Here is a 24,757-nt window from a genome sequence, read left to right on the forward strand (position 1 = left end):
GCTTCTCGATCCGCGACACGTCTCGCAACGCGCGACTACGACCACGTAGCGATCATCCGCACCGCGGCGCGATGTCACCCTTCGTCGTCGCTATCGCCTTTGTCGCCGCGCAGGCCGAGCGCGCGCGACTTCTTGTAAAGGTGGCTTCGCTCCAGATCGAGCGCGCGCGCCGTCGCGGCCATCTGACCGCCGTGGTGGGCGATGGCCTCGGACAAGATCGTCCGCTCGGCCTCTTCGACGAGCACCCGGAAGGGCGTCCCGGGGCGATAGAGGCCGGCGGTCTTCGGCGAGCCGCCGCCGGGGAGGCACGTTCGGACGTCGTCCCCCACGATGACGTCGTCCGGGGTGAGGATCACCAGGCGCTCGATCAAATTGCGGAGCTCGCGAACGTTGCCGGGGAAGCTGTACGCCGAGAGGACCCCGAGCGCATCGTCCGTCATGCGCATGTCGCGCCGATCGTTGGTGCGCGCCGCGAGCTCCAGAAAGTGACGGGCCAAGAGCGGAATGTCTTCACGCCGCGCACGAAGAGGAGGAAGGGCCAGCGGAACGACGTTCAGCCGATCGTAGAGATCGGGCCGGAACTCGCCCTTGTCGCAGGCGGCGACCAGGTCGCGGTTGGTGGCGGCGACCACGCGCGTGTCGACCTTGATGGTCTCGTTGCCGCCGATGCGCTCGATCTCGCGCTCCTGCAGCACCCGCAGGAGCTTGGCCTGCATGGGCAGCGGCATATCCCCCACCTCGTCGAGGAAGAGGGTGCCGCCGCTGGCGCGCTCGAACTTCCCGCGGCGCTGCTTGGTGGCGCCCGTGAAGGCGCCGGCCTCGTGGCCAAAGAGCTCGCTCTCGATGAGCTCACTGGGCAAAGCCGCGCAATTGAGCTTCTCGAGCGGCCCCTTGGCGCGCGGCGACATTTGATGGATGGCCCGGGCGACCAGCTCCTTGCCGGTGCCCCGCTCCCCGGTGACCAGCACGCTCGCATGGCTCCGCGCCGCGCGGCCGATCTGCTCCATGAGCTTCTTGATGGCGGGGCTCTCGCCGACCAGATCGGAGCCGGCGCCGCTCGCCAGGCGCAGGGCCCGGGCCTCGGCCTCCGCGCGATCGAGGCGCAGGGCGGTTTCGACCGCGATGAGCAGCGCATCGGTGTTGATGGGCTTCTCCAGGAAATTGAGCGCGCCCAAACGGGTGGCCCGGACCGCGGTGTCGATGGTCGCGTGGCCGCTCATCATGATGACCGGGATCTCCACCTTGGCGGTGCGAAGGCGCTGCAGGAGCTCCAGGCCGTCGCCGTCCGGCAGCATGACATCGAAGAGGCAGAGGTCGTAGCTGCGCTTCTTCAGCTTTTCGTCGGCGACGCGGACCCCGCCCGCGACATCGACAGCATAGCCTTCCAGTGAGAGGGCTTTTTGTAGGGTGGTCAGGATGGAAGGCTCGTCGTCCACGACGAGAAGGTGCCCGCGCGCCATCGTTTTAAACAGTGTACACTCGTCGCGATGCGAAGAGCGCTCATCGTTGGCACAGGCTTGCTTCTGTCCGCTCTGCTCGTGGGCTGTGGCGCCGGTTCGGGTGAAGGTGCCCGTTCACCCCAGGGGGAGCGCGTCACGGCACCCGGCCTGGCGGTCACCGACGAGGCTTTTGCCGGCGCCGTGCGCGATTTGCTGAAGAGCGAGCCCGCCTCCAAAGAGCGAGGCATGCGCCTGGCCGGGGTCGAAGCGCGGCAAATGGCGCGCGCCGCCGCGCGATTTCGAGCCCATGCCCCGGCCCGGGGCGTCTCCGCGCTCGCCGGCGGGCTCTATCTGGTGCGGACCGGTGAGCTGACCGTCGGCATTTTGGGCCCGCACGGCAAGGAGGCCATCGGCTCCGCGGCCAAAGAGTACGCCAACCGAGGGGACGAAGGGCGAGCCCTGGCCCTGTACTCGCTGTTGTTCCGCATCGCGCCGGACAACGAGAAGAAGGAGGTGCAGGCCCACCTCGATGCCCTCGGAGCCTGGATCCGCGACGCCGGCGCCAAATACGGCCCGGTTCGCAATGCGCACGAGCTGCAGGCCATTGCCGCCGGCCGTCGCTTGCTCGAGCCGACCGAGGCGGCGCATCAAGAGGCGTCGACGCGCACGGTGCAGTGGGTGCAAGCCGCGCTCTCGCTCCGAAACTCGCTCCGTGACAAGCGGGTCCCGCCCTCGCGCGAAGAGGGGATGGAGGCCTTTGGCGCCTTGCAGACCGGCGGGCGGACCTTGGTGGCGCTTCACCTGCTCGCCGCCGACGCCAAAGGGGCGCTCGCGGCGCTCGACCGCGCCTCGGCCCGCGAGCTGGTGAGGCCCGATCTGTTGGTGGCCCTCGAACGGGTGGCCGAGAGGCCCGACGGCGTGCGCTGGCTCGATGTGCTGCACGCGCTTCGTCCACCGTCGTCGCGCGAAAATCACGAAGACGAGGCGATGTTCGAGGACCACGAGCTCTTTCGCGCCGCCTCGTGGGTGGTGGCCATGGAGGCTTACCGTCTCGAGCCGTCGCTCCCGGAGGCCGCGGGCGCCGTGGCCTCCGGCCTTCAAGAGTACGGCATGGCCGAGGCGAGCGCCGCGGTGGTGGTCGAGGCCGCGCGCGCCCACCCCGAGCCGCGCACCCTCGGCGGCGCGCTCGCGATCGTGATGCGGGCGATGGCCCTGGAGGCGGAGGGCGAAGACGTATCGGCGGCTCGCCGCACCTACAAAGCCTCGGCGCCCCTTTTGGCGCTGGCCGATGCGGCCAAGTCGCGGACGGATCCGAGCCCGGGCCAAGTGCGCGCCATGATGGGCGAGTTCGAGCTGCGCGAGGGGCGGGTGCCCGAAGCGCGCGATTTGCTCCGGCAGGCGTCGCAAGCCGATAAATCGGGCGGCGTGCTGGCCACGTTGGCGCGCATCGAGCGCTTCGATGGGCAGCTCCAGGTGGCGGCCTCGCACTTGAAGGAGGCGCTCGCGACCCCCGATGTGGGGCGCGATCTGGCCCTCAAAGGTGACATTCAGCTGATGCTCGGCGACATCGCGCTGGAGCAAGGAAATGCCACGGCCGCCCGCGCCGCCTACACCGATGCGCTCAAGGAGCTGGCGCGCGCCCGCACGCAAGGCGAGCCGGAAGATCGGGCGCGGGTGGAGCGGGTGCTGGCGCGCGTGCTGGATCGCTTTGGCGCGGCGCAGCCTGCGCGCAAGGCGCTCGAGCGCGCGTACGACAACGCGCCGCGCGACAAGCAGCAGGTCTCGGCGACCTTGGGGCTCGTGGTGGGGCAGGCGCTGGTGCACAGCGATCTCCCGCGGGCGCGCGAGGGGTTGCGGCGCGCGCTGGGGGCCGATCTCGATCAGGAGGACGTGGTGTACCTGGCGCTTTGGGTTCGCTTGCTCGAGCGGCAGCTCAAGGTGCAGCCCGATGGCTCGGCGGAGAAGGTGTTCTCCTCGATCTTCGACGATGGCCGCTGGATCGGGCGCTTGGCGGCCTTCGGCGGCGGGCGCATCAAGGCCGAGGAGCTGATCGGCAGCGCCAAAACACCGGCGCAAAAGACGGAGGCGCTCTTCTATGCCGCCATGGATCGACGGGTCACCGGCGATCAGCGCGGCGCGGAGGCGGGCTTGCGCCAGGTGCTGAAGACCGGCGGCATCGATCTGATGGAGGTGGCGCTCACGCGCGACATCTTGAACAGCGGTCGCGCGCCCCTCGGGCCGCTGCCGGAGGTCGTGCTTCCGTAAAGGCCACGCCGTGTCCAGCGCCCAAGGGATCCGTCAAAAGCTCGACTGGGGAAAGATCGCCCCGCTTCGCCTGCGTTCGCGCCTGGTGGCCGAAGGCGTGTACGCAGGAGGGCACAGGAGCGCCCGGCGCGGCGCGGGGGTGGAGTTCGGCGGGCATCGGGCCTACACACCGGGCGACGATCTGCGGTGGCTCGATCGGCGCTCGCTGCTGCTCCACGATCGGCTCCTGGTTCGGCAGTTCGAGACGGAGACGGATCGCGCGCTTCGGTTGGTGGTCGATCGCACCGCCTCCATGGGCTACCGCGGCTCGCGCGCCCCGGGCGCAAAGCTGGCGTGGAGCGCGCTGGTGGCGGCCGCGCTGGGGCGCGTGGCGATCGAGAGCGGAGATCCGGTGGGGCTCACCTTGTTCGGCGGGCTCGATGGGATGCGCAATTTGCCGGTGTCGGGCGGGCGCGAGTCGTTCGAGCGCCTCATCGCCACCTTGGAGCTGCTGGACGCGCAAGGCGACGCGCTGGCCGACGCGCGCATGCTGGATCGCGCCCTCGGCGGCATCGCACGCGCGGCCCGGCGCGGCTCGGTGATCGTCTTTTTGAGCGATCTGCTCGACCTGCCGGAGGGCGCGATGGAGCTGGTGGCGGGCATGGCGGCGCGCGGCCGGGTGCTGGTCGTCGTGCAAACGCTCGATCCCGACGAGGCCACGCTCCCCTTCGAAGGAACCGTGCGCCTTCGCGGTCTCGAGGGCGGCACCGTGGTCGAGACGGACGTGGAAACGACCCGCCAAGCCTACTTGGCCGCCCTCGGGGAGCTCGGCGAACGCTGGGAGCGCGGCTTGCTCGCCCGCGGAGGGCGCTTCGTGCGCGCCCTCACCACGGACGATCCGGTGCGCGTGGTGCGCTCCATCATCGAAGCCGCGCACTGAGCGACATGCGCGCGCCGCCCGCGCGAACCGCCTGCGTTCGCGTGTTGCGCGTTGCGTGTGCTCAACGCCCGAGCTGGACGTTCTCCAGGATGCCGAGCGCGTCGGGGATGAGCACCGCCACCGAATAGTAGGCGCTGACGAGGTACGACTGGATGCCCTTGGCGTCGAGCCCCATGAAGCGCACGTTCAGGCTCGGCTGGTACTCGTCGGGCAGCCCCGTTTGGTGCAGGCCGATGACGCCTTGGTCCTTGTCGCCCGTGCGCATGGCCAAGATGGACGTCGTGCCATCTTCGCCGATGGGGATCTTGTTGCACGGTAGAATGGGCACGCCGCGCCAGGCGCGCACGGAGCGCCCTTCGACCTCGACCTGGGTCGGGTAGATCCTGCGCTTGTTGCACTCCCGCCCGAAGGCGGCGATGGCGAGGGGGTGGGCGAGGAAGAACCGCGTTTTTCGGCGGCGCGAGAGCAGATCGTCCATGTCGTCGGGGGTGACGGGCCCGCTGCGCGTATGGAGGCGCTGGGAGAGATCGGCGTTGTACAGCAAGCCGATTTCACGGTTGTTGATCAGCTCGTGCTCCTGGCGCTCGCGCAGCTCCTCGACGGTGAGCCGGAGCTGCTGATCGAGCTGGTTCATCGGCCCGTTGTACAAATCGGAGACACGGGAGTGGAGCCGGAGCACGGTCTGCGCTACGTGCAGCTCGTATTCACGTGGCGCGAGCTCGTAGTCGACGAACGTACCCGGCAGGATGGGCTCCCCCACGTGACCGGCGGCGAGATCGATGGCGGCCTGGCCGTGCTTGTCCTGCCGCTGGGCGAGGCGGAGCTTGTACTGCTCCACGTGCGCCCGCAACGCATCCGAACGCCCGAGCAGCTCGTCGAAGACGCGCTGCGGGAGCTCCAACACCGTACATGGAGTGAGCGCCTTGACGGTGAAGTCCCAGCTGTCCTTCGACTCCACCACCGCGCGATCGCCGAAGTAGTCGCCGTCGGCGAGCACGCCGAGCACGCTCTCCGTACCGTATTTTCCCGGACCGAGCTTGTTCGCTTTGCCGTGCGCCAGGAGATACACGTGCTCCGCCGGCTTGCCCAGCTCCACGATCACCTCGCCGGCCTTGTACTCCTTCTGAACGAAGCGGCTGGCCAAGGTGGAGAGCACCTCGTCGTCCTCGACCCCGCGCAGGAGCGGCAGCTCGCGGAGCTCCTGGGGAATGACCTGCACCTTGGTGGCGGTGCTGGTGAAGGTCACGCGCCCATCGCCCACGGCAAACGTCAAACGACGGTTGACGCGGTAGGTGCCGCCGCGGGTCTCCACCCAGGGCAGCATGTGCAAGAGCCACCGCGAGGTGATCCCTTGCATCTGGGGCGCGGACTTGGTCGTGTTGGCCAGCTTGTGGGCGGCGGCCGTGCCCAAGGCCGTCTGCGACGGTGTTCCGGGCGCCCCCGTGGTGGGGTCGAAGCCTTCCACTGTGTTTGCCATGGAAGGTCTCCGCTAGTCCTGAACGCGACCGATTTGAATGTTCTCGAGGACACCGAGGGCGTCGGGGATGAGCACGGCCGCGGAGTAGTACGCGCTGACCAAGTACGAGATGATGGCCTTCTCGTTGATGCCCATGAAACGAACCGACAGGCCCGGTTGGTACTCGTCGGGGATGCCCGTTTGATGAAGGCCGATGACCCCTTGGTTCTTCTCGCCGGTGCGCATCAAAAGAATGGAGCTGGTGCGGGTCTCCGAGATGGGGAGCTTGTTGCACGGGAAGATGGGGATGCCGCGCCACGCGGGGACTTGGTGACCATTGACGTCCACGCTCTGCGGGTAGAGGCCGACCCGGCTGCACTCGTGACCGAACGCCGCGATGGTGCGCGGGTGCGCAAGGAAAAACTCCGGATCTTTCCAGACGGTGGCGAGAAGATTGTCGAGGTCGTCCGGGGTGGGCGGGCCCCCGAGGGTCTGGATGCGTTGCGAGAGATCGGCGTTGTGCAGCAGGCCGAACTCGCGGTTGTTGATCATCTCGTCTTCTTGGCGCTCGCGCAGGGCCTCGATCGTCAGCCGCAGCTGCTGCTCGACCTGGTCCATCGGCTCGTTGTACAGGTCGGCCACGCGGGTGTGCACTTGGAGCACGGTCTGCGCCACGCTCAACTCGTACTCGCGGGGGGCGACCTCGTAATCGACGTAGGTGGCAGGCAACACCGGCTCGCCCGAGTGGCCCGCGGCCAGCTCGATGGCGTGCTGTCCCAGCTCGTCTTGCGGGCGGCGCCGGAGCTCCTTGAACGCCTCGACGTGGCTGCGCAGCGAGGGCGTCTGGTTGATCAGCTCTTCGAAGGTCTTTTGCGGGAGGGTCAGCGCAATGACGGGGGTCGCCGCCGTGAGGGTGAAGGCCCAGGTGTCGTGTTCGTCCACGAGTATGCGGTCACCGATGTAGTCGCCGTCGGCGAGCACGCCGAGCACGGTTTCTGCGCCATATTTTCCGGCGCCGATCTTGTTCACTTTACCGTGCGCGATGAGGAAAAGATGCTCGGCGGCCTGGCCCAACTTCGCCAGATCTTCACCCGGCTTGAACTCGCGCTGCACGAACCGGCTGGCCAGCGCGGCGAGCACCTCGTCGTCGTCGAAGCCGCGCAGGAGCGGCAGCTCGTGGAGCTCCTGCGGAATGACCTGCACTTTTGCGCCGGTGCTCGTGAAGGTGACCCGCCCATCGCCCACGGCGTAGCTCAAACGGCGGTTGACGCGGTACACACCGCCGGCCGTCTGGATCCAAGGGAGTTGCCGCAAAAGCCAGCGCGACGTGATGCCCTGCATCTGCGGCACGGACTTGGTCGTCGTGGCCAGCTTTCGCGCGGCCGCCGTACCGAGGCTCGTTTGCGAGGGGGACCCGCCGTTCGCGCCGTGCGCGCCATTCGCACCGTTGGAGCCGTTACCCGGTTTGACAATGTTCATCGTCCTTCACCTTTCGTTCCGAATCGAACCGATATGCGCGGCCGACGTATCCATTTCCAAAGGGGCGCGGAGATACCGCTGCCCCCGCTCGCAATATCTACTTCGGACGGTCGTGACGAACGCCGCCCCTGCTCGTTCCTCGGCGAACGAGCCATTTGAACAGCCTCCCCGTAGCGCGATGACCGCCGACGAACCGCGCGCACTCTATCTTGGTAATTGCGATTAGGGCTATAGGAAAACGACCGCGCAGCGTCGTTCATCGAACGGGAACACGCGAGTCGCGCGCGTGACCAAGGCGTCACGCCACTGCGTCAAAATCTCGCATGTTTTTCGCGCTCGCAGGGCCCGTCGGAGGTTTGGTTGGGGTGTGAACGTTGTTGAAATGACAGTAACCGTCGTGGTGGCGAGCCGCTGCTGCCGGGCGACCCAGTCATGACGAGTCGAGTCGTGCGGAATACTCATTAACGATAACGATCACCGTGTGTATACCGTCGCCAAAGTGGTCCTCGCCGCTGCGCGCATCGGCGGCATCGCGTCGAATGGCGCCCCGCCGGCGCGATCGAATCGCGTGGACGCCGACGCGGTGTTGCCATGAACGGAGCACCGGCCGCATGACGGAACGTGCGTGTTGGCGATCATGCTCCGAAGTCGAAGCGACAACATGCGTCTAGCCCTTCGTACGGAAAGCAAAAAGGCAAGAGGAGACGGAGTAGCTGATCCACCCCGTTCCACCCCCCGGGGATCCGCTTGATTGGTCGCGCGTCCGCTCCATCGGAGGAAAGAGACGCGCGGGCGGGTTCCAGCCGCTTCGGCACCTCCTGTCGCATTGCAGATCGGGGGAGGCGCCCATAGAGTCGCGATGCGCTCACCTTCGGGCGCGTGTCCCGACTTCGGGTCCAACGGCCGCTCGGCCGGATGGATACAGCCTCCCTTGGAGCAAGCTCACATGACGACGAACGCCCCTCAGACTCTTGGCGCGACGGCCGCGCGACAACTTGCGAACACCACAAAGACCCCGCCGCAATGGGTGGGGGTTACTCCGCGGTGGCTAGTCAGCCTCCTGCCGTGGACGCCGGTGGAAGCCGGCACCTACCGTGTCAACCAGGTCAAAGAAGGCGGCGACGCGCACCAAGCGGGCATCGGCATCGAGTGCAGCCCCAGCGACGCCGACGACTTGCCCACCGCCCTCGTGGACTACGAGGAGCTGCCGCGTGAATACACCCTGAGCACCGTCACCACGACGATCCAGGTCCAGACGCGCATCTCGGACCTGTACCGCAGCCCGATGGACCAAGTTCGCGAGCAGCTCGGCGTCCTCATCGAACGGGTGAAGGAGCGCCAGGAGAGTGAGCTCATTAACAACCCGAACTACGGTCTGCTCAACAGCGCCGCCCCCAACATGAGGGTCGTGACGCGCGCCGGCGCCCCCACCCCCGACGATCTCGACGAGCTCATCGCCAAGGTCTGGAAGGAGCCCGCCTTTTTCCTCGCGCACCCGCGGGCCATCGCGGCCTTCGGGCGCGAGTGCACGCGCCGCGGTGTTCCGCCGGCAACCGTCAGCCTCTTTGGCTCGCCGTTCATCACGTGGCGCGGCATCCCCATCATCCCGTCGGACAAGCTCGGGATCACGGACAACAAGACCAGCATCCTGCTCCTGCGCACCGGCGAGAAGAAGCGCGGCGTCGTGGGCTTGTTCCAGCCCGGCCTCCCCGGCGAGGTGAGCCCGAGCCTGTCGGTCCGTCTGACGCACATCAATCAGCGGGGCGCGGCTTCCTACCTCGTTTCGCTGTATTGCTCGGCGGCGGTCCTCACCGAAGACGCCCTCGGCGTTCTCGAAAACGTGGCTGTCGACCGTTACCATGAGTACAAGTAACCGCGGCGCCGACCTCGTGCCCGCCGCAGGTGCCGGCGGTGCCTCGGTCGATACGTCCGAAGGCGATCTCGCCGTCTCCGTGGCGCGCGAGATCGAGCGTCTCGCGAACCAATTCTTTTCGCATGGCCCCCTGGGTGCTGCCGGCCCGGCGGTGAACGCGGCGGAGCCCGCGCTGGCCACGGCGCAACTCGCACCCGCCGCGCCGCCCGCGCCCATTGCGCCTCCGAGGGTCGGTCCGCACGCCATGAACGTCGGCGGCGGCGGCCTTTCACCGGGCTCCGGAAACCTTCCGCCCGTGCCGGGGTTCGTGCATCGACCCCCGCTGGCGGCATCGCCCCCGCCCACCGAGCGCGAGTTCCGCGCGGTGCCAACGTTGCTCGCAGAGAACGTGGGCACGCCAGGCCCCGTCGAGCTCGCGAGCTTGGGCGCGCAGAGCCCCAAGGGTCCCCAGGAGCCGGCCACACCGTATTTTCTCCAGCTCGCGGGGCTTCCCGCGTCGTCCAGCGCCATCACGCCCAACGCTCCGGTGCCGGGTGCTTCCGCGCCCAGCGCGCCCGTTCCGGTGTCCTCGAAGCTGGGGGTGGGCGATGCGTTCTTCGTCCCTGCGGTGCCGGCGCTGGCGTCCGGTGTCGGAGCGGGCGAGCCTCGCGCGGTCGCCACCACCGAGGTGCCGGCCGTGGCCAGCGCGCAGGGGATCGACGCGCCCTCCGCGTCGGTTCCTCCTTATTACCTGCAGCACGCGGGGCTCCCTGCGTCGGCGGCGGCCGCGCCCACGGCGAGCGCGAAGGCTCCCGCCGCTCCGGCGGTTTCGGCGCCTGCGGTCCCGAGCGCGGGCGCGCCGGATCTGTCGGGCGTGACGTTCGACATTCCGTTCCAGGTGGGGGAGACGTTCTTCGTTCCGACCGTTTCCACCGTGCCGTCGGTTCCATCGGCGCCGTCCGTGCCATCCGTTCCGTTCGCTCCCGAGGCATCGGCGGTCCCTGCGGTTCCGACCTCGTTCGCTTCGGCGCTGGCCGGTGCCGATCCTCTGACGGCCGAGGTCCTGGCGCCATCCGTTCCCAAGGGTGCCACGCCCGGGCAGCGGTACGAGTTCAGCCCCGAGGTGGTGGCGCAGCCTCGCGCTCCGGCGGCGCCCGGGCTCTTCGATGCGAACGTCGTCAAGCGCGACTTTCCCATCCTCGAGGAGCGCGTGCATGGCCGCCGTCTGGTCTGGCTCGACAACGCGGCCACCACGCAAAAGCCGCAGGCGGTCATCGACCGGCTCGCGTACTACTACGAGCACGAGAACTCGAACGTGCACCGCGCAGCGCACGCCTTGGCCGCACGGGCGACCGACGCGTACGAGGCGGCGCGCGACAAGGTCCGCCGCTTCTTGAACGCGCCCTCGCCGAAGAACATCATCTTCGTGCGCGGCGCGACCGAGGGCATCAACCTGGTGGCGCAGAGCTGGGGGCGGCGGAACATCGCGGCCGGCGACGAGATCGTCATCACCTGGCTCGAGCACCACGCCAACATCGTTCCCTGGCAGCAGCTCTGCGCCGAGAAGGGCGCGCGTTTGCGCGTGGCGCCCGTGAATGACCGCGGCGAGGTCATTCTCGAGGAGTACGAGCGGCTGCTCGGTCCCAAGACGCGCTTGGTGTCGTTCACGCAGGTCTCCAACGCGCTCGGCACCATCACGCCCGCGCGCGAGATGGTGGACATGGCGCACCGTTACGGTGCGCGGGTTCACGTGGACGGCGCCCAAGCGGTCTCGCACATGCCGGTCGACGTGCAGCAGCTCGGGTGCGAGTTCTACACGTTCTCCGGTCACAAGATCTTCGCGCCCACCGGCATCGGCGTCGTCTACGGCTCGACCGACGAGCTGGAGATCATGCCGCCCTGGCAAGGCGGCGGCAACATGATCGCCGATGTCACCTTCGAGAAGACCACCTACGGGCCGCCCCCGAGCCGCTTCGAGGCCGGCACCGGAAACATCGCCGACGCCGTGGGCCTCGGGGCTGCGCTCGACTATGTCAGCTCCCTCGGCCTGGTGAACATCCAGCGCTACGAGCACGAGCTGCGCCTCTACGCCGAAGAGCGCCTCGCGCGCGTGCCGGGGCTGCGCATGATCGGCACCTCGCCGGAGAAGGCGGGCGTGCTCTCCTTCGTGCTCGACGGCCTTCGCACCGAGGACGTCGGCGGCCTGCTCGATCAGGAGGGCATCGCCGTGCGCTCCGGTCACCACTGCGCCCAGCCGATCCTCAGGCGCTTCGGCGTCGAGAGCACGGTGCGCGCATCGCTCGCTCCGTACAACACCTACGAGGACATCGACGCGCTCGTCGCCGCCTTGCTGCGGCTTCAAGCGGGGCGCTCTTCGCGCGGCATCTGACGAAGCGTTGCCCTTCGGGGTGAAACGCTTCGCCGCGGCCAGCTCCGGGCTCCAGGTTTCCAGGACGTCGTTCCTGGGGTCTGGGGCCTTCGTCGTTTGTGGAGCCTTCGTCGTTTGTGGAGCCTTCGTCGTTTGTGGAGCCTTCAGCGTTTGTGGAGCCTTCAGCGTTTGTGGAGCCTTCAGCGTTTGTGGAGCCTTCAGCGTTTGTGGAGCCTTCGTCGTTTGTGGAGCCTTCGTCGTTTGTGGAGCCTTCGTCGTTTGTGGAGCCTTCGTCGTTTGTGGAGCCTTCGTCGTTTGTGGAGCCTTCAGCGTTTGTGGAGCCTTCGTCGTTTCAAGAGACGGGGCGTCGAGCAACGGCGTCGCCATAACGGTCTCTTCCTTAGGCGTCCGAGGGCCGAAAGCGCGTAGGCCGGCGGTTTTATAGGGAAAAGGGCCGGATGATGATTTTTTGACGCGATCCGTTATAGCGACGATGCGGTCATTCTGCGGAACGAACTCGGCGGCTGGCGCACGCGGCGGCTGCGCTCCATGTGCTCGTCTTGCATGGGGAAAAAAGATGGATGATGTCCGCTTGAAGGTCTGAAGATGTTCGTTATAGTAGACGTATGGTTCGTTCTGTTAGTCCGCAGCAAGCCAACGAGCTCATTTCCCGCGGTGAAGTCGAAGTCATCGACGTTCGCGACGCAAACGAGTGGTCCACGGGACATCTTGCCGGCGCGCGTCTCGTTCCGCTCGATCAGTTCCGAGCGAACCCCAAGGCGGCGCTTCCGCGTGACGGTGTGCTCTTCGTGTGCGCGGCGGGCGTGCGCAGCCAAACGGCAGCTCGGGTTGCTGCGTCCTTGGGATTCACCAAGATCTACAATCTGAACAGCGGAACGCGCGGCTGGGCAAAGGCCGGTTTGCCGCTGGTTCAGGATCTGAGCGTCGCCGTCTGACGGACGAGGGGATTCGCCGCGGCGTGCGCGCATAGGGTTGCGAGGGCCGAGGTAAGGCGCGCGCGTAGCAGCCATCGTCTCGATGGGCACGGTGCCACGAAAAAGTCACGCGTAGGTCGCGTCCTTGTGCGCCGCATGCCCCGGCGCACGGCGTAAGAACGCCTCGAACATGAATATCGTCGTCGTGGGCGGCGGCATCGTGGGCACGATGCACGCTTTCTTTGCGGTGCAGCGCGGATTTCGCGTGACCCATATCGAGCGGGAAGACGAAGCGCGCGGCGCATCGGTGCGCAACTTCGGGCTCGTGTGGATCAGCGGACGCGCGCCCGGCGGTGATTTGGAGCTGGCGCTGCGGGCTCGTCACCTCTGGGAGAAGGTCGCGGCCGATGTGCCCGACGTGGGCTTCCGACCCAATGGTTCGCTGACGGTGGCGCGCACCAGCGCCGAGGTCGCCGTGCTCGAAGAAGTGGCGCGCGCGCCAGAGGCCGATCGACGCGGCGTGAGGCTGCTCGATCGCCGGGAGGCGCAGCGGGTGAATCCTGCGCTGCACGGCGAGTTCTCGGCCGCGCTCCACTGCGTTCAAGATGGCGCCGTCGAGCCTCGCAAGGCGGTGCGAGCCATCCAGACCTGGCTGCGCCGCCGCGAGACATACACGTGGCTGCCGGGCCGCGAGGTGGTCGCTGTCTCCGATCATGCCGCCACCGACGATCGCGGCGAGACGCATCGTGGGGATCGGGTGGTGCTGACCACCGGCGCTTGGCACCGCGGCATGCTGGCCCGGCACACGGCCGGCGTTCGCCGCGTTCGGCTGCAGATGCTGGAGACGGAGCCTTACGGCGAAACGCTGACCACCTCGTTTGCCGACGGCGACTCCCTTCGCTACTACCCGGCCTTCGACGTTCCCGCCCTGAAGGGCCTCGGCGCCCAGGCGCTCATCGCGCGCCAGCACCATATGCAGCTCCTGGTCGTGCAGCGGCTCGATGGCTCGCTCACCATCGGCGATACCCACGCCTACGACGAGCCGTTCGACTTCGACCTGGACGAGCAGCCCTACGCGCACTTGCTGGCGACCGCGGAGCAGATCCTGGGCCGCCGGCTTCCGCCCGTGCGCCGTCGCTGGGCTGGCGTCTACAGCCAACTGCGACCCGGCGCCTCCGGCCTTTACCATCGCACCACGGTGGCGCCGGGCGTCGTTCTCGTGACCGGCCCGGGCGGGCGCGGCATGACGTGCTCGCCCGCCATCGCCGAAGAGACGTTGGCGCCGTGACCATCAAACGAAAGTGGCAATTGGCCTGCCTCGATATGGCCGGTACGACCGTTCGTGACGATGGTCTCGTCGAAGAGGCCTTCACCGCCGCCATCGCGGCGGAAGAGGGCATGGCCCCGGGCTCGCCGGGCTACGAGGAGGCGCTGCGGTTCGTGCGCGACACGATGGGGCAGAGCAAGATCGACGTCTTTCGTGCCCTCTTGGCCGATGAACCCAAGGCGCAGGCGGCCAACCTTCGCTTCGAGGACGCGTACGCGGCGCTCGTCCGCGCCGGGCGCATCGCGCCCATCGAGGGCGCGGTCGAGGCCATCGAGCAGCTGCGCGAGGCGGGGATCCAGGTGGCGCTGACCACCGGCTTTGCGCGCCCCACGCAGGATGCCATCCTCGATGCGCTCGGCTGGCGCAAGCTCGTGAGCCTCGCCTTGTGCCCCGGCGACGCGGGACGAGGGCGTCCCTATCCCGATATGATCCTCACGGCGATCCTTCGCCTGGGCGTCTCGGACGTTCGCGCGGTCGCCGTCGCGGGCGATACGCCGTCCGACATTCGGAGCGGATCGTGCGCGGGGGCGAGCGTGGTGGCGGGCGTGCTCACCGGGGCGAGCAAGCGCGACGCGCTGCTCTCCGCGGGCGCGACCCACGTGCTCGATGCGATCACGGCGCTGCCCGGGCTCCTTCGCGCGGCGCCGTAGCCGTCGCCGCGCCGGTAGGCGCCGGGGTGGCGCGCCGCCCGAAGGCATACGGGACGAGCGCCAGCGAGCACGCGAACGCCAGCCCGATGAACAGATGAAAGACGCGGTCCCACCCGTAGTGGGTCGCCACCAGCGCGGTGATCGTGCCTTGCGCGATGGCGCCCACCGAGCCGATGCCGTTGATCACGCCCGAGGTGGAGCCCGACGCGGAGGGCCCCCCGAGCTCCTGCGCCATGGCCCCCGAGATGAGCGCATCGGGGCCGAACAGCATGAACCCGACGATGGCCATGGCGCCGAAGTTCACGGCGATCCCCCACGCGGCCACCTTCGTGTAGAGCACCAAGGCGAGGCCGAGGCCGAACGTCATCACCAGGATCAAGTGCCTGCGCCGATGATAGAGCCGATCGAAGAGCAGCCCGCTGCCAATGGTCCCGACGATCCCGCCCGCCTCGAACGAAATGGAGGAGTAACCGGCTTGCCCGGTGGAATATCCAAGTTGCTTCTCCAGGTAAAACGGTAGCCAGAAGAGCAGGCTGTATCGTATCAGCTTGAATCCAAAATAGATGAAGCCGAGATACCACACTTCCATCTGACGCAAGACATGGCGCGGACTCGGCGCGCGGTCGGCGGCGCCGCCGGCGGCGCCAGCGCGGGTGGCTCCGCGGCCGGTGGCGCTCGCGTTCGCGCTGGCATTCGCGTTTGCGTGGTGCGCGTCGACGCCATGCGCGTTTGCCTGGCGGGCCTCGGGCAATCGAAGCAGCACCCATGCACCGACCACGGTCATCCAGAGCGCGGGCACCCAAAACGCCATTCGCCACCCCCAGCGGACGAGCAGCGCCGTGGCGATGGCGGTGGCTGCAATGCCGCCCACTTGGTAGCAGGTGGACCACCATCCCATGACTTTGCCGCGCTCCGAGGACGACCACCACGGGGTCATGGCTTTGATCGTTCCGGGCCATCCGGTCGATTGCGCGAATCCATTGGCGGTGAAGGCCAACGCAAACCACGTCGTCGCGTTGGAGAAGCCAAAGGCCGCGACGGCCGCCGCCGAGGCCATCATCCCGAACCCCACCAGCCGGCGAGGCCCGATCCGATCGCAGAGCACCCCGGAGGCGAACATTCCCAGCGAATAGGCCACCAAATAACCGGTATCGATGTTTCCGAGCGCGGTGGTGCCGAGATGGTACTGCGACGCCATGCTGGCCTTGGAGACCGCGAATTGTTTTCGACCGATGTAGTACGATGCATACGCCAGCCAACTGAGCGCAAAAACACCGACTCGAACGCGGCGCGCGCCGCGGGACGAAAGATGGCTCGCCGCGTGGACCATGGGCGCATCGAACACCACGCCGGTGTCATCGAAGCAGCGGATCCGTCACACCGAGGTGGCTCTTGCGTCGGTTCGGTGTCGAGGATCGCTCGCGCTCGAAAACTCCGCGTGAACGTAGCTCGTTCTTCGCTCTTACGACGGTAATTTGATATTCACGCTCGCACTCACGATCAACTGCGTCCTTCATTCAACGGGAGACACGTGCGATGGATCGCCGACGATTTCTGAAGCTCACCGCCGCTTCCGCCGGCGGCGCCGCGGCCATGAACCTCTTGCCGAAGCACCTGCGAAAGGCTCTGGCTGCCCAGGTGCAGTCCCTTCGCTCGTTCGATGCCATCGAGCATGTCGTGATTTTCATGCAAGAGAATCGGTCGTTCGACCATTACTTCGGCACCCTGCGCGGCGCGCGCGGGTTCTCCGATCGAAGCGCCTTGCAATTGCAATCGGGAAAGTCGGTTTTTTACCAGCCGAATGGTTCGTCGACCCTGCTGCCGTTTCGAACCACCGAGCAGTACATGAACGGCACACCGCACGCGTGGGGCGACGCGCACGGCGCGTGGAATGGTGGATTGTGCGACGATTGGGTCAAGCACAAGACTTTGCTCACCATGGCGCACTACGAGCGCAGCGATCTCGAATTCTATTATGCGCTGGCCGATCATTTCACGATTTGCGACGCTTACCACTGCTCGGTGATGAGCTCGACGAACCCCAATCGCCTCTATTTGTGGAGCGGTACGATCGATCCGCGGGGCACGGGCGGCGGGCCGGTCACCAACAACGACGAGTCGAAGGCGCGCACGTGGACGACCTATCCGGAGCGGTTGGAGGCCGCCGGCGTCAGCTGGAAGGTGTACCAGGAGAAGGACAACTTCGACGACAACGCGCTGGCGTGGTTCAAACAGTACCGCGAGGCGAAGCCCGGTAATCCGCTTTACGATCGCGGCATGGCCGTGGTGGACGACCTGGTGGGGGCCTTCAAGGCGGACATTCAAGCGAACAAGCTGCCCAAGGTCTCGTGGCTGGTGGCGCGAACGGCGTGGAGCGAGCACTCGACCAACGGCCCGGTCCGCGGGATCGCGCTCACCAGCCGGTTGCTCGACGCGCTGGCCGCCTCGCCCGACGTCTGGGCCAAGACCGTGTTCATTCTGACGTACGACGAGAACGATGGGTTCTTCGATCACGTGCCCGCGCCCATTCCCCCCGACGGCACGGCGGATGAATTCGTGAACGGCGAAGCCATCGGCCTGGGCGCGCGCGTTCCCTGTCTGGTGGTCTCGCCGTTCAGCCGCGGCGGGTTCGTGTGCTCCGAGACGTTCGACCACACGTCCATTTTGCGGTTCTTGGAGGTGGTGACGGGGGTGAAGGAGCCCAACATCTCGGCCTGGCGCCGCGCGGTCTGCGGCGATCTGACGCGCACCCTCGATCTGGCGAGCCCCGTGGTGGGCTGGCCCTCGGCGCTGAAGCCCATCCCCGACTCCGCGCCGGGGCGCGTGGTGACCGTTCGGCCTCCGAAGAACCAGCGCATGCCCGTCCAGGAGCGCGGTACGCGGCCCGCGCGGGCGCTCCCGTACCAGCCCAACGCCACCCTGCGCGCCGACGTGGCGGGCGGGAAGGTGTGGATCGATATGTCCAATGCCGGCGCCTCCACCGTGCACTTTTCGGCTTATGCGAACAGGTACCGCACGGACGGGCCCTGGCAATACGACGTGGCACGAACGCCCATCTCGGATTCGTTCAACGCCCGCGCGTTCGGGGGCGGCAAATACGATCTCTCCGTGTATGGTCCGAACCGATTCCTCCGAAGGTTCGCGGGCGATCTGGGGGCCGCGGGGAAGACCTTCGCGGTCGCCTCGCACGTGACCACCGAGCAAGGAGGGACCGTGGAGCTGACCTTCACCAACGAAGGCAGCTCCCAGGTGACCGTCACCGTCACCGCCAACAACTACCGGACCGACGGCCCGTGGACCTTCGCGGTGGCGCCCGGCCAGAGCCTCTCCGATACATGGCGCGTCGGCATTTACGGGAGCGGTTGGTACGATCTGACGGTCACCCTCTCCTCCGACCCGAGCTTCGTTCAGCGGCTGGTCGGCCACGTCGAGACGGGCGCCGTGAGCGTGAGCGGGTAGCTCGCGGTGCTGGGGCTGCCGCGCCTTTCTAGGATGGGGCGCGGCGGCTCACCCATTTCGAGACTCCACGGGAAGAAGGTATTCGCGCGCTTGGCCGGGGGCGAGGCTTCGATGAAGTTGGAACAGAGCGAAGAGCGCTCCCGCGAGGACCAATAAGCTCACGAGGAACGCAGCCCTCGGAGGGATGGCGTGCGTGCGCTCGGCCAGGCGCACGAGCCACCAATAAACGGTGTTGTAATCGGATGACGCGAGCACTTGCGCGTGGGTCAGCGCGGCGCCGTCCTCGAACGAGGGAAATCGCGCGCCGCTCCACACCGCCTCCACCGCACGAACCGTCCATGGGAGCCGGAGGCAGAGCGGGGTGCACCCGCAGACCCATGGCGTGCAGGTGCCTGCGCTGGCCTCGTTCATGACCGCGAATCGGTAGTTCTCCGCGCCCGCCGCCACCATGACGGAGAGCATCTGGACGAACCCGGAGAAGGCGAGCCATGGATAGAGCCGCACGCCGTTCGCGAACACGGCCGCGAACAAGGGGGCCAGCAGCACCAGCGGCGCCACCAGGAAACGGGGCCCCCAGGCGAACCCCGCGTCCCAAACCGTATACGTACCGAAGAACAGGAGGCTCGCGCACCACGCGCAAAGGGCATAACCGCCCGCGCGGCGCGTGATCCCGCGCAAGGGCGTTTCGAGGAGCGCGGCGAGGATCACCAGCGAAGGACAATACCAAAGCAGCCCCCGGTGAGGGCTGAAGAGCAGGGCTGTTATGCGCGGCAGCATGTCGTGCGTATCGAACAACGACATATGGAGCTCGCGAAATGCGATGCCGTAACCCGTCTCCAGAGGGTCGCCAAAGCGATACGTGTTGTAGAGCAGGAGCAGCGCGACCACGGCCCCCAGGAGGGCGGCCGATGGGACGAGGCAGCGTATCCAGGGTTGAAAGCGGTCTTCACCGCGCACGCGGCGCATCGTTTGCAAAGTTCTCCACGTGCGCACGGTCTCCACGGCGATCGCCACGCCCAAGACGCCGAGGACGGGGCCCGTCGCCAAACGGGTGGCGATGGCGGTGGAGGCCCCGGCGGCCGCCCAGAACAATCCGCGCGGATCGGCCGCGTGAATGCGGACCAAGCCGTGAAGGACCATGACCCACGCGAGCGCGACCAGGTTTTCTTCTTGTCCCGTGCGGGAGTAGTGCCATAAGGGCGTGCAGAGCCCCATCACCATCGTGGTGAAGAGCGCGATGCGCGGCGCGAACTCCATACGGAGCAGCAACGTAAAGAGCAGAAGCAATGTGAGCGCGGAGATGGCGGGGGTAATGACCAATGCGATGGCGAGCTTCGCCGCCCGATCCGGCGATGCGTGCAGGAGAAGCACGCGCGAGGTGGCGATGGCGGGGAGCATCAAGACGGATTGGAGCGGTCCGTAATACGAGAATCGACGGCCTTGCGTGCCCTGCGCGCCCTCGCGGGGGCCTGCGATGTATTGGAGATCGCCGCCGTGTCCTTCGAACCACGACACCGCAGTTTGATAGCGCTGTCCTCCATCCGAGATCTCGAAGCTGCCGGAGGACGTGATCATGAATACGACGTAAAAGGCACAGAAGATCCGTGCCGCGACGGAGCGGGTGATCATGACGTTCACTCGGGCCGGCGAGCCCATAGGGTGTGGACGTAATTCGCCTTTCGGGCGTGGAGCCTTCTCGAGTGAATTGGCGCCTACCCGATCCTTCCGTCACTCTGCGGGCGTATTTTTCTAAAGACGCGCGCCAATCCGCGGAGGCGGCGGCGCCGTCCACGGTGGGTTGCCAGGTTCGACCTGCGGCTACGGCGTCGCGCGGCTACGGCGTTGCGGCGCGCGGTGCAGGCTCGAGGCGCTCGACCAGGGCGGGGCCTCCACCGAAGACGATGGCGTCGAGGACGTGCTCGTCGGACACCAGCTCGAGCGAGGGGTGGTCGCGACGCAAGACGACGTCTCCGCCCGGATCCGGGAAGCCGCACGCCGCGGCGCCTTCGAGCGAAGCTTCGCGCCAGAGTTGCTCCGCGGGCGAGACGCCGTCGGGCGAGAAGGTGACCCGGCTCTGGGTGCGCAGGCGCTCGAGCGTCTCGAGCGAGCGCATATCCTCGAAGGGATCGGTCATCACATGGCTGTCGACCCCCGTGCAGAGCCGCACCTGCGCTGCGCGCAAGGCCGAAATGGACGGGAGGCCGTCGCCGAGATCGCGCTCGGTGGTCGCGCAGATGCAGGCGAAGGAGCGCTGCGCGCCGAGGAGCTTTGCTTCGGTGTCGGTCAGGTGGGTGGCGTGCACGGCGACGAACTCGGGCGAGAGAACCCCGAGGTGGTCCAAGAGCTCGATGGGGCGCCGCCCGGTTTCGGCCACGCACTCGTCGATCTCGCGCGTCTGCTCCGCTACGTGCATGTGAAAGGGGAGGCGGTGGCGCCTGGCGTATTCGGCGAGCGGGCCGAGCCACGAGGGCGGCACCGCGCGCACCGAGTGGGGCGCCAGGCCGACGCGCACGTCGGGATCGTTCTTGTATTTTGCACGCAATGCGTCGACGTCGGAGAGAACGGCGTCGACGCTCGGATCGCAGAAGCGCGCCTGGAACGGCTCGGCGGGCTTGCCGGCACCGGCGCGATGGTACGCGACCCGCAGCAGCGCGATGCGGAGCCCTTCGGCCTTGGCGGCCTCGATGACCGTGTCCGAGAGCAAGGTGCGCTGGGCGTACGGTGTGCCGTCGGGCTGATGGTGCACGTAGTGGAACTCGCCCACCGTGCGGACGCCGGAGAGGCGCAGCTCGCGAAAGGCCACGCGGCTGATTCGGGCGATCGACTCGGGGGTGAGCGCGTTCGCCAGCTGGTACATGGTGCCGCGCCACGTCCAAAAGTCGTCCTCGCCTCGGAGGCCGCGGCGTTGGGCGCCGCCGCGCATGCCGCGTTGAAAGGCGTGGGAGTGAGCGGTCGCGAGGGCGGGGAAGGTGAGAAGGAGCGGGGTGGTCATGGGCGCGTCTCGTCGAGGTTGGCGCGGGTGACGTATTGGCCTCGGGGCCAGTGGCGGTAGTAGTCGGCGCGCAGGATGGGGCCTCCGTCGCCCGCGTCGACGTCTTGCCCGAAGGTGCCGATCACGCGGACGAGGGAGCCCGCGCCCAGCGCCTGGGTGCCCATGTCGTCCTCGGGCTTGAGCCGCACCAGCGCGTGCACCGCCCCGAAGTCGCGATCGGTGACCGTGACCCGGCATGTGTCGTCCGAGCCGGCGCGCTCGCAGCGGTTCTTGGGCTCCAAGCGGCGAACGGTGACCGTGACATAGGTCGCGCCGCCCGCGCCGGGCGCGCGCGCGGTGACCACGCCAAAGAGCGAGCTTTTGTGCTTCCGCCAGCCCCCGGGATCGCGCGCGTACGAGAGGGGATCGTAGTCGCGCACCCCGGCCGCGGCCGACTCTTCCTCGGCCAGCGGAGCGTACGTGGCGGAGTGGCCATAAGGGCCCGCGCTCGCGCAGCCGCTTAGAATGACGGCGGCGGCGATCATCCGCGGTGGAGGTGCGCACCTCGAGACGAGCATGCCGTCAGTATCTCACGGTTCCACCGGCGCCGCGGTGGACGAAAAGACGCGCAGCCCCAGCTCGCACGCCGTGAGAAAGAGGAGGACCAGCGCCACGGCCCACGACACGTCGACCTGCGCGTGGGTGTCGCCGAAGTCGCGCCCGAGGGCGCTCTTGGCCACCGCGCGCGGACGGAAATCGAGCTCGCGCACGTCGGGGGTCGCCACGCGGATCTCGTGCTTTCCATCGCCTCCCGCCACCTGGTACGTGCCGATGAGCGGGGGGCTCGCGCGCCACGTGTTTCCCTCGCGCTGCACCTCGATGGGGCCCTTGGGCCCGCGGATGGTTACGTGCGAGACGCCCGCGAACACCCAGGGCACGCCGACCCCGCCGCGCCTCGGGGACGCGTGCACGCGCGCCCGCTCGACCCACACGTCGAGCAGCGAGAGGAAGCCGGGGCGCAAGGTCAGGTCGCTGCTGTCCACGCTGAAGGGCAAGGTGACGACCCACGCTTCGCCTCGTCCAGAGGAGCGCTCGGCCACCAGGGGCGCGCCATCCTTCCACGTGAGCAGCTTGCCGAGCGACCCCACGTCCTCGAGGTCGAGCACCGCGCGGCGGCTCGCGTCGAGATCGAGCAAGGTCGTCGACGCCTCTTCGAGGCCGCCGCGCGCGCTCCCCGGATCGGCGCCTGCGACATTCGGGGGCACCGCCTCCCAGCGTACGGCGTGCGCCAGAACGGGCTCGAGCGACGCGCCCAGGGGCGCGACGGCCGCGCGCGGACCGAGCGCGAGGAGCACCACGCCGCCGTTGCCCATGAAGTCGCCCAGCGCCCGCCGCTGCTCGGGGGTGAGGCCGGGGGGATCGTCGAGCACGATGCCCACGAAGGCCGCCAGATCCTCCGCCCGCTCGGGGAACACCGGGATGGGGCGCACGCCAATCTCGAGCTTGAGCGCCGCGAGCGCCTGCTCGATGAGCGGCGCGCCGCCCGTGGCCGCCGATTCGGCCGCCGTATCGCCGATGACCGCGATGGCGCCCGGTCCGCTCTCGGTCATTACCGTGGCCACGTCGTCGCTCGCGATGGCGTCGGTGCCCGTCAGGTGCGCGTGCAGCTCGCCGGCGGGCTCCGCGGGGAGCATCAACACGGCGTCGCCGGGCGTCGTCTGGGGCGCGGCGACCTTGGCCACCACCTTGTCGCCGTCCGTCAGGGTGACCTCGCGGCCCGCCGCGCCCGAAGCTTGGCTGCACGCGACCCGCGCCCGCACCCGCAGGCCCGCGCGATCGGCCGAGACCAGCGCGCAATCGTTGCCCGAGGCGCGGAGCTCCGGGAGCGCGACCCACACGGGCATGTCGCTCCCTTCACCGAGCGGCGGCCGGTCCGAGTGCCCGTCGGCCAGATCGCTCAGCACCACCACGCGCTTGTCGACCTGCGGCAGCTGCCCCACCAAGGCGCGCGCCATGGCGACGGCGCCCTCCAGATCCGTGGCGCGATCGCTCTCCGCGAGCCCGTCGAGCGCCGCCTGCGCCGCGCGCAAATCCGTGGTCGCCGCCAAGGCCACGCGCGCCGGCTCGCCCGCGGCCACGATGGCCACCGCGTCGCCTTCGCGCGCCGAGGCCAGGAGCTCGCGCGCACCTTGCCGCGCGCGCTCGAACCGCGAGGTGCCGCGCTGCGGATCGCCCTCGGCGCTGGCGCGCATGCTCATCGAGTCGTCGAGCACGATGGCCAGCGCGACCGACGCGCCGCTCGAGCGCGAGAGTGAGAGGCGCGAGCAGCGCACCAGCGGCGAGGCGCCCAAGAGCGCGAGGGCCAGCACGGACAGCGCGCGGGTGGCGAAGAGCGCCCGGTCCTCCAGGCTCGAGCGCCTTCGCGCCCGCGGCGGCGCCGGCGGGACCAGGTGCGCGGCCGCGAAGGGGCGATCGTCGGCGCGTTTGCGTCGCAGGCGGTGCGCCAAGTAGGGCGCGACCACCAGGACACCGACGAAGAGGGCGAGGGCGGCGACGAACGACACGAGGCCACGGACACTAGCGTGTTTCGCCCGAAGGGCGAAGCGTCGGTCACAAGTCCCGGTAGTACTTCTCGAGGGCGAAGAGGTCTTCGGGGCCGAGCCCTTCTTCTACGGCCTGCTCCACGGCTCGCAGCGCTTCCCGCAGGACGGGCAAGGGGAGCCCCACCTCTTGCTGGAGGTCCACGTTGAGGAGCGCGTCCTTCAAGGTGAAGTCGAGGGTGAACTCGGGCGAGTAGTCCTTCGCCAGCAGCTTGTCCTTCTTGGCCACGTAGAAGGGGGACGCGAAGGCGCCGAGCGAGAGCGCTTCGATGATGGTGCGCCGCGCGATGCCGGCGCGCTCCCCCAGCACCAGCATGCTCGCGTACGCTACCAGCTGGTGCAGCCCCACGCCGCCCACGAGCATCTTGAGCGCTTGCCCGTGCCCGACGTCGCCGGCGTGCACGACCCGCTTGCACATGGTGAGGATCACGGGCTGCGCGCGCGACACATCGTTCAAGCGCCCGCCGGCGAAGGCGATGAGATCGCCGCGCTCGGCCAGGCCGACCGACCCGGTGACCGGGGCGTCCACGAAGCGCCCGCCCGCGTCCTTCACCATGGCCGCCGCCCTCAGCGCACCTGCACGCCCGATGGTGGACATGTCGACCACCACCGCGTCCTTCTCCATCCCCGAAAGCACGCCATCAGGGCGACTCAGCACGCTGAGCAGCGCGGCCTCGTCGCGGAGCATGGTGACGATGATGCGTGCGTTCGCAACACATTCGGCGGGGGTGGATCGGACTTTTCCCCCCAACGCGGTCAGGGTGTGCGCCCGCTCGTGGTGGCGGTTCCAGACCTGCAGCGGGAAACCTTTTCGCGCAACGTTTGCCGCCATGGGGGTGCCCATGGCGCCCGTGCCCAGGAATGCCACGGGGGCGGCGATGGCGGGCAACGCCGAGGTTCGGGGCGGCGGAGGCGGCCTTGACGGGGGCGTCGTAGGCGGCGGAGAGCCGCCGGCAGCAGGGGGGGCACCGGGTGGACGGGATGGCGGTGTCGGCGGGCTACTCATCTGGGGCGAGCTTATCGTGACTTGCGCGAAG

17 protein-coding genes are annotated in these 24,757 nt (G+C 68.2%); 8 read left to right on the forward strand and 9 right to left on the reverse strand.

Features of this window, described 5'->3' with window-relative positions; translation table 11 throughout:
- Positions 1-74 precede the first annotated feature (74 nt).
- Positions 75-1,460, reverse strand: coding sequence for a sigma-54 dependent transcriptional regulator (locus LZC94_05145; protein ID WXB16663.1), 1,386 nt, complete (start codon positions 1,458-1,460; stop codon positions 75-77).
- A 57-nt stretch (positions 1,461-1,517) separates the two neighbouring features.
- Here LZC94_05145 and LZC94_05150 point away from each other — a divergent pair, with 57 nt between their 5' ends.
- Both LZC94_05150 and LZC94_05155 read left to right on the forward strand, forming a co-directional pair.
- Complete coding sequence (locus LZC94_05150; GenBank protein WXB16664.1) at positions 1,518-3,704, forward strand: hypothetical protein; 2,187 nt, start codon at positions 1,518-1,520, stop codon at positions 3,702-3,704.
- A 10-nt stretch (positions 3,705-3,714) separates the two neighbouring features.
- Entirely contained in the window at positions 3,715-4,623 is a 909-nt protein-coding gene (locus tag LZC94_05155; GenBank protein ID WXB16665.1) for a DUF58 domain-containing protein, read from the forward strand.
- Between the two features lie 61 nt (positions 4,624-4,684).
- Here LZC94_05155 and LZC94_05160 read toward each other — a convergent pair whose 3' ends face one another.
- Positions 4,685-6,100, reverse strand: a complete 1,416-nt coding sequence (locus tag LZC94_05160) for a cyclic nucleotide-binding domain-containing protein (GenBank protein WXB16666.1) — start codon at positions 6,098-6,100, stop codon at positions 4,685-4,687.
- Between the two features lie 12 nt (positions 6,101-6,112).
- A complete protein-coding gene (locus tag LZC94_05165; GenBank protein WXB16667.1) occupies positions 6,113-7,558 on the reverse strand; it encodes a cyclic nucleotide-binding domain-containing protein in 1,446 nt (481 codons plus the stop codon).
- Positions 7,559-8,504: 946 nt separating this feature from the next.
- Between LZC94_05165 and LZC94_05170 the strand changes: the two genes are divergently transcribed.
- The 5 genes from LZC94_05170 (at position 8,505) to LZC94_05190 (ending at position 14,690) form a co-directional block, all read left to right on the forward strand.
- Positions 8,505-9,431 (forward strand): hypothetical protein, encoded by a 927-nt coding sequence (locus LZC94_05170; protein ID WXB16668.1) that lies wholly within the window; start codon positions 8,505-8,507, stop codon positions 9,429-9,431.
- Positions 9,418-11,799: a SufS family cysteine desulfurase gene (locus LZC94_05175; protein ID WXB16669.1), complete on the forward strand. Its 2,382-nt coding sequence runs from the start codon at positions 9,418-9,420 to the stop codon at positions 11,797-11,799. The genes LZC94_05170 and LZC94_05175 overlap by 14 nt, the downstream gene beginning before the upstream one ends.
- Before the next feature lie 605 nt (positions 11,800-12,404).
- A complete protein-coding gene (locus tag LZC94_05180; GenBank protein ID WXB16670.1) occupies positions 12,405-12,734 on the forward strand; it encodes a rhodanese-like domain-containing protein in 330 nt (109 codons plus the stop codon).
- A gap of 169 nt (positions 12,735-12,903) precedes the next feature.
- Positions 12,904-14,001: a TIGR03364 family FAD-dependent oxidoreductase gene (locus LZC94_05185; protein ID WXB16671.1), complete on the forward strand. Its 1,098-nt coding sequence runs from the start codon at positions 12,904-12,906 to the stop codon at positions 13,999-14,001.
- Positions 13,998-14,690, forward strand: coding sequence for a phosphonatase-like hydrolase (locus LZC94_05190; protein WXB16672.1), 693 nt, complete (start codon positions 13,998-14,000; stop codon positions 14,688-14,690). Before LZC94_05185 ends, LZC94_05190 begins: the two co-directional genes overlap by 4 nt.
- On the opposite strand, the gene LZC94_05195 is transcribed toward LZC94_05190, so the two are convergent.
- Entirely contained in the window at positions 14,653-16,020 is a 1,368-nt protein-coding gene (locus tag LZC94_05195) for an MFS transporter (protein ID WXB16673.1), read from the reverse strand. The two genes, LZC94_05190 and LZC94_05195, sit on opposite strands and share 38 nt — an antisense overlap.
- Positions 16,021-16,226: 206 nt before the next feature.
- On the opposite strand from LZC94_05195, the gene LZC94_05200 reads away from it, so the two are divergent.
- Complete coding sequence (locus tag LZC94_05200; GenBank protein WXB16674.1) at positions 16,227-18,149, forward strand: phospholipase C, phosphocholine-specific; 1,923 nt, start codon at positions 16,227-16,229, stop codon at positions 18,147-18,149.
- 48 nt (positions 18,150-18,197) lie between these two features.
- Here the strand turns inward: LZC94_05200 and LZC94_05205 are convergent, their stop codons facing one another.
- The 5 genes from LZC94_05205 to LZC94_05225 form a co-directional block, all read right to left on the reverse strand.
- Positions 18,198-19,778 carry a hypothetical protein gene (locus LZC94_05205; GenBank protein ID WXB16675.1) on the reverse strand — a complete coding sequence of 527 codons (1,581 nt, stop codon included), beginning with the start codon at positions 19,776-19,778 and terminating at the stop codon, positions 18,198-18,200.
- Between the two features lie 205 nt (positions 19,779-19,983).
- Positions 19,984-21,141 carry a formimidoylglutamate deiminase gene (locus LZC94_05210; GenBank protein WXB16676.1) on the reverse strand — a complete coding sequence of 386 codons (1,158 nt, stop codon included), beginning with the start codon at positions 21,139-21,141 and terminating at the stop codon, positions 19,984-19,986.
- A complete protein-coding gene (locus LZC94_05215; protein WXB16677.1) occupies positions 21,138-21,698 on the reverse strand; it encodes a hypothetical protein in 561 nt (186 codons plus the stop codon). Before LZC94_05215 ends, LZC94_05210 begins: the two co-directional genes overlap by 4 nt.
- Before the next feature lie 12 nt (positions 21,699-21,710).
- Complete coding sequence (locus LZC94_05220; GenBank protein ID WXB16678.1) at positions 21,711-23,684, reverse strand: BatA and WFA domain-containing protein; 1,974 nt, start codon at positions 23,682-23,684, stop codon at positions 21,711-21,713.
- Between the two features lie 46 nt (positions 23,685-23,730).
- Entirely contained in the window at positions 23,731-24,552 is an 822-nt protein-coding gene (locus tag LZC94_05225; protein WXB16679.1) for an NAD(P)-dependent oxidoreductase, read from the reverse strand.
- Positions 24,553-24,757: the final 205 nt, after the last annotated feature.

This window comes from Sorangiineae bacterium MSr11954 (genome assembly GCA_037157815.1).
Taxonomy (GTDB): Bacteria; Myxococcota_A; Polyangia; order Polyangiales; family Polyangiaceae; genus Pendulispora; species Pendulispora albinea.